This window comes from Spirosoma rhododendri (assembly GCF_012849055.1).
GTDB lineage: Bacteria > Bacteroidota > Bacteroidia > Cytophagales > Spirosomataceae > Spirosoma > Spirosoma rhododendri.
Genome location: NZ_CP051677.1, coordinates 2,713,074 through 2,726,150, shown reverse-complemented (window position 1 = coordinate 2,726,150; position 13,077 = coordinate 2,713,074). Strand labels below are relative to the sequence as shown.

The 13,077-nt window shown below is 56.5% G+C and carries 9 protein-coding genes; 7 read left to right on the top strand and 2 right to left on the bottom strand.

Annotation, left to right across the window (positions count from 1 at the left end):
• Positions 1-38: 38 nt before the first annotated feature.
• The 6 genes from HH216_RS11300 (at position 39) to HH216_RS11275 (ending at position 9,147) form a co-directional block, all read left to right on the top strand.
• The gene (locus HH216_RS11300; RefSeq protein ID WP_169550912.1) at positions 39-842 is read left to right on the top strand and encodes a FecR family protein; all 804 of its coding nucleotides are present in this window, start codon (positions 39-41) and stop codon (positions 840-842) included.
• 102 nt (positions 843-944) lie between these two features.
• Entirely contained in the window at positions 945-4,076 is a 3,132-nt protein-coding gene (locus HH216_RS11295) for a SusC/RagA family TonB-linked outer membrane protein (protein WP_169553350.1), read from the top strand.
• 31 nt (positions 4,077-4,107) lie between these two features.
• On the top strand, positions 4,108-5,817 hold the full coding sequence (locus HH216_RS11290) for a RagB/SusD family nutrient uptake outer membrane protein (protein ID WP_169550911.1): 1,710 nt from the start codon (positions 4,108-4,110) through the stop codon (positions 5,815-5,817).
• Between the two features lie 155 nt (positions 5,818-5,972).
• Entirely contained in the window at positions 5,973-6,908 is a 936-nt protein-coding gene (locus HH216_RS11285; RefSeq protein WP_169550910.1) for a sugar phosphate isomerase/epimerase family protein, read from the top strand.
• Positions 6,909-6,999: 91 nt separating this feature from the next.
• Positions 7,000-7,740, top strand: a complete 741-nt coding sequence (locus tag HH216_RS11280; protein WP_169550909.1) for a 3-keto-disaccharide hydrolase — start codon at positions 7,000-7,002, stop codon at positions 7,738-7,740.
• 69 nt (positions 7,741-7,809) lie between these two features.
• Positions 7,810-9,147, top strand: a complete 1,338-nt coding sequence (locus HH216_RS11275) for a Gfo/Idh/MocA family protein (RefSeq protein ID WP_169550908.1) — start codon at positions 7,810-7,812, stop codon at positions 9,145-9,147.
• A gap of 76 nt (positions 9,148-9,223) precedes the next feature.
• On the opposite strand, the gene HH216_RS11270 is transcribed toward HH216_RS11275, so the two are convergent.
• A complete protein-coding gene (locus HH216_RS11270) occupies positions 9,224-10,516 on the bottom strand; it encodes a DUF2851 family protein (RefSeq protein WP_169550907.1) in 1,293 nt (430 codons plus the stop codon).
• 261 nt (positions 10,517-10,777) lie between these two features.
• Here HH216_RS11270 and HH216_RS11265 point away from each other — a divergent pair, with 261 nt between their 5' ends.
• Positions 10,778-11,575 (top strand): SDR family oxidoreductase, encoded by a 798-nt coding sequence (locus HH216_RS11265; RefSeq protein WP_169550906.1) that lies wholly within the window; start codon positions 10,778-10,780, stop codon positions 11,573-11,575.
• Between the two features lie 87 nt (positions 11,576-11,662).
• Here the strand turns inward: HH216_RS11265 and HH216_RS11260 are convergent, their stop codons facing one another.
• Entirely contained in the window at positions 11,663-12,982 is a 1,320-nt protein-coding gene (locus HH216_RS11260; RefSeq protein ID WP_169550905.1) for an amidohydrolase, read from the bottom strand.
• Between the last annotated feature and the right edge of the window lie 95 nt (positions 12,983-13,077).

The following is a 13,077-nucleotide window of genomic DNA, read 5'->3' as shown; positions in this document are numbered from 1 at the left end:
GCGTGGTTGCTTTGACGGGTACTACCTGCAATACGCCTGTGCCCCAAAAGCCATATTCTGCCTATACAGCCGAGGAATTTGCCCTCGACGACCTGTTCGTTCGCTGGGTGAAACACCCGCACGACGAAGAGGTGGCTATGCATTGGCAATTGTGGCTGAATCATAACCCCGCCCGACGGCATACCGTTGAAAGCGCCAGACAGCTGATTTTACATTCGGCATTGGCAGGCTCCGACGGATTGGCCAACGACGAAATCAGTTCGCTGTGGGGTCGTATACGGGAGTCGTTACAGGGTATGGAGGATGTCCGGCCGCTGCAACCCAAGGATCGGACGATGGTTGGCTGGTGGTACTTCGGGCGAACGGTAGCGGCCACGCTGGGTGTGGTTCTGCTCATTGGCTGGGCGCTCTGGATTCAATACGGCCCCCACCAGTCGCAGGTGGTTATCCGCACGGGCAACGAACCAGAGCGTGCCGTGCAGCTACCCGATGGATCGCAGGTGCAGCTACACGCCAACAGTCAGCTGCGCTACGATCGGCAGGGCTTTACCGATAGCTGGTCCGACGAAACGCCCCGCGCGGTATGGCTCGACGGAGAAGCCGATTTCACCGTAGCACATCGCCCGGCCCCAACCACCGATCAACGGTTTCGGGTACACACGTCTAACCTGACTGTCGAAGCAACGGGCACCGTATTTCACATTCGCCACTGCGCTAAAGGCACCAAAGTAGCCCTCACGTCGGGAGCGGTCAACCTGCTCGTCAACCGGCGAAAGCCCATTCAACTACGGCCCGGCCAAACCATTGAAGTTGCCGCCGGACTCGCCCGCCCTTTACCCTGATTACCCTTTACCTTAACCAGTATCCATTCCTAAATCCTGTTTCTGATGAGTCGAACAACTACCTGTACCCGGTCCAAACTAATTCCGCGACCGTGGCTATCCATGCTGGGGCTGTCGGCCCTTACCCTGCTGACGGTTCCGGCCTTCAGTGCCCCTTCTACGCCACGCCTGACCATCGACAATCCGAAGCAGGAACGCACCGTGACCGGCCGCGTACTGTCTGCCGACGATAACAATGCGCTGCCGGGCGTCACAGTCGCCGTAAAAGGTACCACGCGGGGCACCACCACCGACGCCAACGGTATCTACCGGATTGCCATTCCGAATGAGCAGGCTATTCTGGTGTTTTCGTCGGTTGGTTTCCGGGCCGAAGAGATCGCTGTCGGCAACAAATCGACCGTCGACATACGACTGAGTTCCGACGATAAATCACTGAACGAAGTCGTGGTCATCGGGTACGGTACGCAGAAAAAAAGCCAGACGACGGGGGCCATTTCGTCGGTATCGTCGAAGCAGATCACGGAGCTGCCCATCGCCAATATCGGGCAGGCTATTCAGGGGCGCGTTGCTGGCGTCGACGTGGCGCAGTCGGGTAGCCGGCCGGGGTCTACACCGACGATTCGGGTGCGGGGGCGCCGGTCGTTCAACGCCGGTAACAACCCGCTTTACGTTGTCGACGGGATTCCGCTGGCGGGCGACCGGAACGAACTGTTATCGGGTCGGCCCCTCATTCTGGGAACAACGATGGACTTTGTATCGTCGGGCTACGAAGACTTCAACCCCAACGACGTAGCCTCACTGGAGATTCTGAAGGATGCTACCGCTACGGCCATCTACGGTGCGCGGGGTGCCAACGGCGTCGTGCTGGTGACGACCAAACGCGGCAATACCAACAACAAAACCACGATCAGCTACGACAACTACGTGGGTGTAACCGACGCGCTGGACAAGATCAACCTGTTCAACGGGCCCGAGTTTACTGAATTTGTGCGGGAAGCTTACCGGACAACGGGGGCGTATACCAACGCGGCCGGGCAGGTCGTACCGACCGGTCAATCAGACCCGGTTGCCGACGCTAAAATCTCGGTGCTTGGTGGCGACCCTAACGTGGCCGCTGGCATTGCCGCCGGGCGCAGCTCTGATTACCAGTCGCTGATTCTGCGGCAGGGCTTCCAGCAAAATCATTCGCTGGGCGTGCAGGGCGGCAATGAAAAGACGCAGTTTTATATATCGGCGGGTTATTTCAAAGACAAAGGCATCATGCCTGGTCTGGATTATACCCGTTATTCGCTGCGGGCCAACGTCGACCATCAGATCAACCGCATTTTCCGGGTGGGTCTGTCGTCGTATCTGATGTACAGCCTGCAAAACGGCGCAACCCTCAATCCGTACACGTTTACGATTCAGCAGAATCCGCTGGGCCGCCCCTACGACGACAACGGCAACCTGATCTTCTCGCCCACCAACGATGCCCTGCTGACCAACCCGCTGGCCGAGGTTGTACCGGGTGCGCAGATTGATGAGCGGAAGAAGTACCGGATTTTCAACAGTGTCTACGCCGAAGCCACCATTCTCGAAGGCCTGAAATACCGGGTCAACTTCGGACCGGACTTCTCGCTCCGGCGCGACGGTCGCTTCATTGGTGCCCAGACAAACGCCCGCAAGGGGGGCGATCCGCAGGCGGCTTCTACCAGTCAGTTTGGGTTCAACTACACGCTCGAAAACATCCTGACCTACAACAAGACGTTCGGCAATCACAACCTGGGTATCACGGCCCTTCAATCGATTCAGCGCGACAATTTCGAGTACAACATCGTTCAGGTGCAGGGCGTACCGGCCGAATCCCAGTCGTTTTATAACGAAGGGGCTGCAAGCTCGGTACTTGGCGTAGGCAGCAACCTGATTCAGTGGACGATCAACTCGTATATGGGTCGGGTCAACTACGATTACAAAGACAAGTACCTGGTGACGGCCACGCTGCGCCGTGACGGATCGAGCCGGTTTGGCGAGAACACGAAGTACGGTAACTTCCCCGGTATCGCGCTGGGCTGGAACCTGAGCAGCGAAGAGTTTCTGAAATCGTCGACCTGGGTCGATCTGCTCAAACTGCGGGTTAGCCGGGGTTCGGTGGGTAACCAGGGAGTAGCCCCTTACCAGACGCAGGGCCTGCTGACCCGCTCGGTCTATGCCTGGGGTAACAACTCCGCCTACGGCTACCGCCCCAACACCATCGGCAACGCAGATCTGCGCTGGGAAACCTCGACATCAACAAACGTTGGCGTCGATTTCAGCTTCTGGCGCGGTCGGGTAGCCGGTTCGCTGGAGGTGTACCAGACCAACACCACCAACCTGCTGCTGTCGGATCAGCTGCCCACTTCCACCGGCTTCAACGCTGTAACACGGAACGTAGGCGAGACACGAAACCGGGGCGTCGAAATAACCGTCTCGACGGTGAACATTGACTCGAAAAGTGGCTTCAAATGGACCACCGACCTTCAGTTTACCAAGAATAACGAAGCTATTCTTTCGCTCTACAATGGAGCCGTCGACGACATCGGTAACCGGTGGTTTATTGGCAAGCCCCTGACCTCGTACTACGATTTCAAGAAGATAGGCATCTGGCAAACCAACGAAGCTGACGCGGCAAAAGCGTTCGGCAACTTCCTGCCGGGGCAGGTCAAGCTGGCCGACATCGACGGCAACGGTACATTCTCCGTCACCAACGATCGGACGTATATCGGCTCGGACATTCCTACCTTCAGTGCTGGTATTACCAACCGATTCAGCTACAAAGGCTTCGACCTGAATTTCTTCGTGTATGCCCGAATTGGCCAGACTATTCTGAGCGGTTTCCACCAGAACAACAACGCCCTGGCTGGCCGCTACGAGCAGATCAAGGTCGATTACTGGACACCCAACAACCCGACCAACGAGTTTCCGCGCCCCAACGCCAACCAGGAGTTTCCGCTCTACAACACGGCGCTTATTTACTTCGACGGTTCGTTCGTGAAGGTGCGGAACATCAACTTCGGCTACACGTTCCCATCCACCTTCGCCCAGAAGCTGCGGCTTCAGTCGTTGCGGCTGTTTACCAGTATTCAGCAGCCGTTTATCTTCTCGACCTATCGCTCGAAATACAACGGGGTTGACCCTGAATCGTCGAATGGTACGGTCGACAACGGTATCGTGCCGGCGACCCGCATCACCACCTTCGGCCTGAACGTGCGCTTCTGATTACAACCCATCACCGACAATCATTATGTCAATGAAATCGACTTTTTTCACCAACAGCCTTCGGGCACTGGGGCTGACGGCCCTGCTGCTGACAGGCCAGTCGTGCAAGGATATTCTGGACGAAAAAATTATCTCCAGCATCGGCAACGACTATATCAATACGCCCAAAGGCTTTGAGGATGCAGTCCGGGCGGCCTACGTTCCGCTCCGCAGTTTCTACGGTACTCAGCAGGGCCTGACGATGACCGAATTTGGCACCGACATTTACGGAACCGGGTCCGACGGGAGTTACAAGGGCTTTCACTTCTACGACAGTCAGTTGAACAGCTCCGTCGACATTCTGCAAGGGGTCTGGGATGAGCTGTACCGGGGTATCAACACCTGCAACGCAGTTATCGAGCGGGCACCAACCGCCAGTGTTTCCGATGCGGTGAAGAAATTGCGGGTGGCTGAAGCAAAGTTCCTGCGCGCGCACTACTACTTTATCCTTACTCAGCAGTGGGGCGGAGTAGACCTGCGGCTGACGGAAACGCTGGCACCCACGAAAAAAGTTACCCGGTCTACGGAAGCCGATATGTACAAAGCGATTGTATCTGATCTGGAATCGGCAGTGCCTGATCTGGACCCCAAAATCAGAGCGACGGAGTACGGGCGGGTTACGAAAGCTGCGGCCGAACACCTGCTGGCCCGTGTGTATCTGACCAAAGCCACGTCGTCGGCGAAAGCCTCCGACGACTACGCCAAAGCCGCCACCTACGCGCAGAGCGTAATTGCCAACTACGGGTTCAGGCTCCTGTCCGATTTTGCCAGCGTATTCGTTCAGGGCGCGGGCGAAATCAACGATGAGGTCATCTTCGCCGTTCAGTACACCTCCGATCCGCTGACCAATGCCTCGACGGCTCCGTTGGCCAACACGGGCGGTAATACGGGTGGCAACACGCTGCACCTGTTTTTCGGTATGCAATACGACGTGCAGGCCGGTATGGTCCGGGACATCAACTACGGTCGTCCGTTCCGGCGGCTGCGCCCAACGACGTATCTGCTGGAGACGGTTTTCAAGGACCGCACCAACGACTCACGCTACAGGAAAACCTACCAGAACACCTGGCTCTCCAACTCCCCCGGCACCTACAATACCAGTTTCGATAAGTCGAAAGACAAAGTCACCTACAAACTGGGTGATACCGCCATTTTCATCCCCGGCTACGAAATGCCGCTGGCCGAGCGGGCGAAAAAACCGTATCAGGTGCTGGTGCCGAGTGCCTACAGTCAGGTACTGTTTCCACCGCTGCAAAAATTCTTCGACCCGCTCCGGCCCGACAGAACCTACGAGTCGGGTAGCCGCGACTATCTGGCTTTCCGCCTGGCCGAAACATACCTGATTCTGGCCGAAGCGCAGTTGAAGCAGGGCAAAACGTCGGACGCCGTAACGGCCATCAACATGGTACGCCGTCGGGCTGCTTTTTCGGGAAAAGAGTCGGCAATGGAAATCACGGCCGCGCAGATGGACATGAACATGATCTACGAAGAGCGGGCCCGCGAACTGGCTGGCGAACAAACGCGCTGGTTCGATCTGAAGCGTTGGGGTAACCTGGTGGAGCGGGTGAAAGCCTACAATCCCGATGGTGCCACCAACGTGAAAGACATACACAACCTGCGTCCGGTTCCGCAGGCCCAGATCGATCGCGCGGAAAAGAACGCCGACGGCACGTCTGGCTTCACCCAGAATCCAGGATTCTAAAGAGCGAAAGAATGAAAGAGCGATTGCTCGCGTCAGCAACATTTCACTCTTTCATTCTTTTGCTCTTTCACTCTTTAAAACAAGTAGATCATCCAACTGGCTACCTTTTGCCTAATACCGTCAGCAGTTATACTGACTTTCCTACCCTTGACTTTATGCATGAGACTGTAAACAGACGACAGTTTCTACAATCGGCCGGTCTGTCGGCTCTGGCACTCACCGCCGGGGCCGATATACTGGCCGGTTCGTTTAGAAACAATGCCAGCCTGTCGGGGCTGAAGATCGCGTATTCGGCCATCACCTGGGGCGGCAACGATGCCAAAGCCATCGACGACCTGTCGGCGCTGGGCTTCCACGGGGTTCAGCTGCGCGCCAACACGTTCGGTCCGTACAAAGCGAAGCCATCGGAACTGAAGGCGCTACTCGATCAGCATAATTTGAAACTCGCCATGTTTTCGAGCGGCAACGTCGAAATCGACCCGGCGAAGGAACAGAGTACAATCGATATGCACGTGGCCCACGCCAGTTTCGTGAAAGCCCTCGGCGGATCGGCCATTCAACTGACCAATTCGGCCCGGCCCAAAGATCGACTCCCCACACCGGATGAGCTGAAACGGCTGGCTGCGGTGATGAACGAAATTGGCAAACAAACGGCTGCAATGGGCATTCAGGCGGCCTACCACAACCACATGCACCAACTCGGTGAAACGCCGGAAGAGGTCGATACGATTGTGCAGGCGATGAATCCGAAGTACGTAAAACTGCTGCTCGACATTGCGCACTACAAGCAGGGCGGTGGCGAACCGGAAAAGGCCGTTAAGCAGTACAAAGACATGCTGTATGCGCTACATTTGAAGGATACAATGTCGCCCAACCCCGACAAGCCCGACGATAAAGCGGCCTATAAATTCGTTGAATTGGGGCGGGGTAACGTCGACGTTCCGGCGGTGATGAAAGCCCTGAGCGACATCAATTTCAAGGGCTGGGGCATCGTTGAACTCGACGGTGTTCCCGAACCCAACAAGACACCCGAACAGGCCGCCGAAATCAACAAGGAATACCTCACAAAAACGCTGAAGCTAAAACTGTGACTTCGTCTGTTCAACGTTTAAAGTTCAAGGTTTAAAGTCGTTTTGCAGGATTAACCTTAAACCTTGAACTTCAGACCTTAAACCAATAAAAATGAAATCTCTCCTTTCCATTGCCCTGCTGGCGGGTGTGCTGGCATTTACTGCGCCGGTTGAACCCAATACGCTAACACCTACCGAGAAAAAAGACGGCTGGAAGCTGCTCTTCGACGGCAAAACCACCAACGGCTGGCGCGGTGCTTATGCCAAAACGTTCCCGCAAAAAGGTTGGGCGGTCGAAAACGGGATGCTGACCATTCAGAAATCCGACGGCTCCGAATCGCAGAGCTTTGGCGACATTGTGACCGACGCCGAATACAGCGACTTCGACCTGATGTTCGATTTCAAACTGACCGACGGGGCCAACAGTGGCGTTAAATATTTCGTAGTCGAGAATTATCCCAAACCTGCCGGGTCGGCGTTTGGGCTGGAGTTTCAGGTACTCGACGACGACAAGCATCCCGACGCAAAGAAGGGCCGCGATGGCAACCGGACTGTCGGCTCGCTCTATGATCTGATTCCGGCCCAGAGCAAACAGGCCAACCCCATTGGTGAGTGGAACACGGGCCGGGTGGTGTCGAAGGGCAAGCACGTCGATCATTACCTCAACGGCAAAAAGGTCGTTTCCTACGACCGGGGCAGCGATGAATTCCGTAAGCTGGTGTCGATGAGCAAGTACAGCGCGCCCGACTACAACGCCAACGGCCGGTTTGGCGAAGCACCCAAAGGCCACATCCTGCTACAGGACCATGGCGACCGGGTTTATTACCGAAATATAAAAATCAAAACCCTGTAGATCAGAACGGTAAATACGAGTGCCGTCGCTCTTTATCAGACATTGAGGCATTCGTTTACTTGATAAGATATGGAAGATCGTCGCAGTTTTATAAAGAAATCAGCCGCTGGCCTGAGTCTGGCGGGGCTGGGCATGAGTTTTTCGGCCAGCAGCTACGCCCGTATCCTGGGGTCGAACGACCGGGTTCGGGTGGGCATCATCGGCTTTTCCGACCGGTTCCGGCAGTCGCTGGCTCCGGCGTTCATGGCCAACGCCAAAGACACCAACTTCGCCTTCGTGGGCGTGTCGGACATTTGGAGCCGCCGTCGCGACGAAGCAGAGCAGTATCTGAAAGGCAAACAGTGGAACGACAGCGCGTTCTTCAAAGCCCGCAATAACGACGAACTCCTCGACCGTAAAGATGTCGACGCCGTCATTATCAGCACCGCCGATTTTCAGCACGCGCTGCACTGCGTTGATGCGGTCGAAGCCGGACGCGATGTGTACGTGGAAAAGCCGTTTGCCGAATCGCTCGAAGATGCCCGCAAGGCAGTGAAAGCGGTCGAGAAATCGAAGAAAATCGTGCAGGTCGGATCACAGCGTCGGTCGGCCCCCAACTACCACGAAGCCAACGATTTTATCCGGTCGGGGAAGTTCGGCGATATTTCGATGGTCGAGATGACGTGGAACGTCAACCAGCCCGGCCGGTGGCGTCGGCCCAAGCTGGTCAGCGAAATTCGGAAGGAAGATACCGACTGGGACCGCTACCAGCTCAACCGGCCCAAAGCCGCCTGGGACCCGCGCAAATACCTCGAATACCGGTTGTTCTACCCCTACTCGTCGGGTATTCCGGGGCAGTGGATGTCGCACCAGATCGACACGGTTCACTGGTTCAGCGGGCTGGAACACCCCCGGTCGGTGGTTGCCAATGGCGGGGTGTACGTCTGGAAAGACGGCCGCGTGAACGCCGATACGTTTACGGCGGTGTTCGATTACGGCCCGGATAATGACAAGTCGAAAGGCTTCCAGGTACTGTATTCGTCGCGGATGCACAACGAAGCGGGCGGCACGAAAGAATACTACTACTCGAACGGCGGCATGATTAACCTCGACACGAACAAAGTGTCGCCGGAGGGTGGTCTGACCGAGCGTTTCGCGAAAGAAATGGACATGAAGCCGAACCTGCTGCCGACGATGTCGCTGGGCGAAGCGGCCAAAGTCGAAACATCGGCCAACACCGGTGGCGACCCGATGACGACGCTGCACATGCGCAACTGGATGGACTGCGTACGGAGCCGCAAGGAGCCCAACGCCCCCGCCCGCGCCGGTTTCAATCACTCGGTTGCCAACATCATGGCCACGACGGCCCTGCACACCGGCAAGCGCGTCACCTGGGATTCGACCAAACAGGACATGATCGTTACGTAGGGTTTTTATTGACAGGATTACAGGATTTTTTTGATTGAATAACAAAGACAAATCCTGTAATCCTGTCAATAAAAAATCACCCGCGTACCAACCCTGCCCCGACCTGACAGTCGAGGCATTTTTTTTGGGTGCAGTACTCATTGTAGAGTTCGATGGCCGCCTGCGAATCGAAAGCCGTGCGGATGCCCAGCCCCAGCTCGTCCCACTGTTCAGTGAGGTGATTTTGCTCGGCGGGTAGCTGTTCGAGCAGCGCGATAGCCCGGTCGATGTAAGCCGGTTGCCCCCGGTGGTGCGCGTAAGCCGCCAGCAACGGCACCACCGTATTGATGACGATGTTCACCGCCGACGTTTCGCCCAGCGACGCGCTCACCCGCTCCGCCGACGGCCCAAACCGATACCGCGATTGCCAGTACTCCGACGGGCGTTGCTGTAACGTGCGAAGTAGTTGCTCAACATCGGTCGTGCCGACAAAAAGCGAGAATAAACTGGCCTGACTGGTCACGAGCCGGGCAAACTGCGCCAGTCGAAGCGTGGGAAAACTGGCCGGGCGCATCCGACCCCATTTCCACGCGTGGGCGGGCAGTTCACTGTCCGTTAGCTGGTATTTGGCCGACAGGAACCGGTATTCTCGTTGCAGCATCAGTACGTAGTCGTCGGTGGGCGCGTCGGTGAGCAGGCCCGCCGTACCAAACAGCATCGCTTCGGCCTGCGTGATCGAATCGCGGTGTTTGAGCAGTGCCCGCAGCGGTATCGAACGGCTTAGCTGCGCCATTGGGTCGGCGTTAGTTTTGAACCCCATGTTCATCGCCAGCAGGCGGTACGCGACTTCCTCCCAGTCGTTGTTTGTCTGTTCCGCGATTGCCTCAACGCCCCGCGCCTTGCGTTCGAGCCGTTGCAACATGACCTTGTCGAGCATGGCCGTCAGGCGAAGCGGCTGCACCGATCGGAACTGCCCCGCGCAGGCAATGGACGTTTTCTCGTCGGTCAGTAACGCGTAGCGGTCGACAAGGTCGGGGCTGGTGATGGGGGCAAGTTCCAGCGTCGGCATGGGCGTACCATCGGCCCGGTCGACACGGCGGCCGGAGGTAGGTCGGTCGTCCTGCCAGACCACGTGGAGAATTACGTTGTCGTAAGCGCGGTCGTGCTGATGGCGATGCGCCAGCCAGTCGCTGGTTTTCAGATGCATCTCCACCGTACCGGCCCACTCGACCTCATTAATCAATAGCCGGGCGTTGGTAAAGTCCGGCCCAGCGTTGTTGTTCCGAAAGCCGGGCGTCATCACCTGTATCGGTTCACCGTCGGTGGTAACAATCTGTGTTGTGGTGAAATAACGGAACTGCCACAAAAAATAAAGGAACGACTCGGTCACGACGATAAACAACGACGGTGGATAGCTTACAGGACGTGCTTTTCATACGTGAGTGGTCAAAACTATCAAAAAAAGAGACATCAGCAATCACCGGGGCGGCTATCTTGCTACTCGCTCATCTGTCCCAGACAGCATCTTGCTGTCTGAGCCGAAAGGCTAAGTGGTGAGGGACTCTGTTAGCCGCTAACGCGGCACAGATATTGGACCGACTCAGACAGCTGGAAGCTGTCTTGGACAATAGGCTCAACACAACTACACACTATGAATACGTTCGCGAATCAGGTTGTCTGGATTACCGGCGCGTCGTCGGGTATTGGCGAGGCCGTCGCCGTGGCGCTGGCACAGGCGGGTGCCAAACTCGTGCTGTCGGCCCGGCGCATCGACGAGCTTCAGCGTGTCGCGGCCCGCACTGGTTTGTCGGACAGCGATCTGCTCATACTGCCGATGGATGTCACGCAGACAGATGGGCTGTCCACGCTGGTTGATCAGGTAAAGGTCAGGTTCGGGCGAATCGATTGTCTGTTTCTCAACGCGGGCATCACCCAGCGCAGCACCGTCGCCGACGCCAGTTTGGCTGATTACCACCGGCTGATGGACGTTAATTTCTTCGGTGTTGTGGCTCTAACGAAAGCTGTTCTGCCCGTTATGCTGGCGCAGGGCAGCGGGCATTTCGTCGTAACGAGCAGTGTCGCGGGGAAGTTGGGTACTAAACAACGGTCGGGCTACTGCGCCAGTAAGCACGCCCTGCATGGCTTTTTCGACGCCCTCCGGGCCGAAACCGCCGAAGCCGGCCTGTTCGTCACGATCATATGCCCCGGCTACATCGACACACCCATTTCCCTTCACGCGCTGGGCGCAGGTGGTCAGCTACACGGCAAACTCGACGCCAATCAGCAGAAAGGCATGAACCCGGCCGAGTTTGCCCGGCAGTGGATGCGGGCCGTGCTGCGCCGAAAGGAAGAAGTGTATATCGGTGGCCTGGAAACGTACGGCATATACCTCAAGCGGTTCCTGCCGGGCGTTCTGTCGCGCATTATCCGCAACCGGCCGGGGGAGTGATTTCCAAAAACAACACAGAGGCACGGAGGTCATAAAGCCTTGTATTGCTCTATCTGTGATCTCCGTGCCTCTGTGTTAATACTTATTTTACTTCTTCGCTACTGTATTCTGCGTCATGTAATCGACGGTCAGGTGAGCGAGGGCTTTCATACCCAGCACGAAGCCCCCTTCGTCGATCTTGAAGTCGGGTGTGTGGTGCGGGGCCGCTTCCGACGCTTTGCCTCCTTTGGCCATACCGCCCAGAAAGAAAAAGAAGCCGGGTACTTTCTGCTGGTAGAAGGAGAAGTCTTCAGCACCCGTCTGCGCTGGTGTAATCTGTACGTTCTTTTTGCCAGCCACCGCTTCCAGCGTCGGAATCATCCGGTCGGTCAGGGCAGGATCGTTGTACGTAACGGGGTACATGATGTCGATTTTCACGTCGGCCTTTGCCCCCGCGCTCTCCGCAATGTTCGTGGCAATTTCGTTGATCCGGCGGTGTACCAGCTTCTGCGCATCGGGGCTGAACGTCCGAATCGTACCGATCATGTTGGCTTCTTCGGGAATGATATTCTGCCGAATACCGCTGTGTAGCGCACCCACCGTTACAACGGCTGCATTATCCGTTAGCGTTACGTTGCGGCTCACGATCGTTTGCAGGCCCATCACAATCTGCGATGCCGTCACAATCGGGTCGACGCCCGACCACGGAGCCGCGCCGTGCGTCTGTTTACCGTGTACTTTGATCGCGTACTGATCAACAGCCGCCATCGTCGCGCCAGGTCGGTATTTGATCGTACCGACTTCCGTCTGCGAGTTGATGTGCAAACCAAAAATTGCGTCGACGGCTGGGTTTTGCAGGACGCCTTCTTTCACCATTAGTTCGGCGCCCCCTTCTTCACCAGCGGGTGCGCCCTCTTCTGCGGGTTGGAAAATAAACTTCACCGTACCGGGCAGGTCGTTCTTCACCGACGCCAGCACTTCAGCTACGCCCATCAGAATCGATACGTGCGAATCGTGCCCGCAGGCGTGCATCACGCCCGTCTGTTGCCCATTGTATTCCGTTCGCGCTTCTGATTTAAACGGTATGTCGACGCGCTCCGTTACGGGCAGCCCGTCCATGTCGGCCCGCAGCGCGACGACCGGCCCCGGCTTACCGCCTTTCAGCAACCCAACGACGCCCGTCTTACCGACGCCCGTTTTCACCTCGATCCCCAGCGATTGCAGGTGGGCCGCAATCTTACTGGCCGTTTGGAATTCGCGGTTACCGAGTTCGGGATGCTGGTGAAAATCACGACGCCAGCCAATAACTTTTTTCTCCAGACCATCCGCCGTCTTATCCATCCGGGCGGTCAGGGCGTTTTGGGCATAAATGGCATTTCCCGCCAGCAAACTGCCCATCAGCAGTAAACTTATTCTTGTCTTGTCCATCCGACTTAATTCTATCAATTAAATAGTTTAATCTATAATAATTGGCAATTTAATCCTTAATCGAAATATATTATTGGTTAAAATGATGTTAAGAC

Coding starts and splice junctions, on each gene's coding strand:
- HH216_RS11275 (WP_169550908.1), top strand. CDS start 7,810: ATGGAAGATCGTCGCAGTTTTATAAAGAAATCAGCCGCTGGCCTGAGT.
- HH216_RS11280 (WP_169550909.1), top strand. CDS start 7,000: ATGAAATCTCTCCTTTCCATTGCCCTGCTGGCGGGTGTGCTGGCATTT.
- HH216_RS11295 (WP_169553350.1), top strand. CDS start 945: ATGCTGGGGCTGTCGGCCCTTACCCTGCTGACGGTTCCGGCCTTCAGT.
- HH216_RS11265 (WP_169550906.1), top strand. CDS start 10,778: ATGAATACGTTCGCGAATCAGGTTGTCTGGATTACCGGCGCGTCGTCG.
- HH216_RS11290 (WP_169550911.1), top strand. CDS start 4,108: ATGAAATCGACTTTTTTCACCAACAGCCTTCGGGCACTGGGGCTGACG.
- HH216_RS11285 (WP_169550910.1), top strand. CDS start 5,973: ATGCATGAGACTGTAAACAGACGACAGTTTCTACAATCGGCCGGTCTG.
- HH216_RS11260 (WP_169550905.1), bottom strand. CDS start 12,982: ATGGACAAGACAAGAATAAGTTTACTGCTGATGGGCAGTTTGCTGGCG.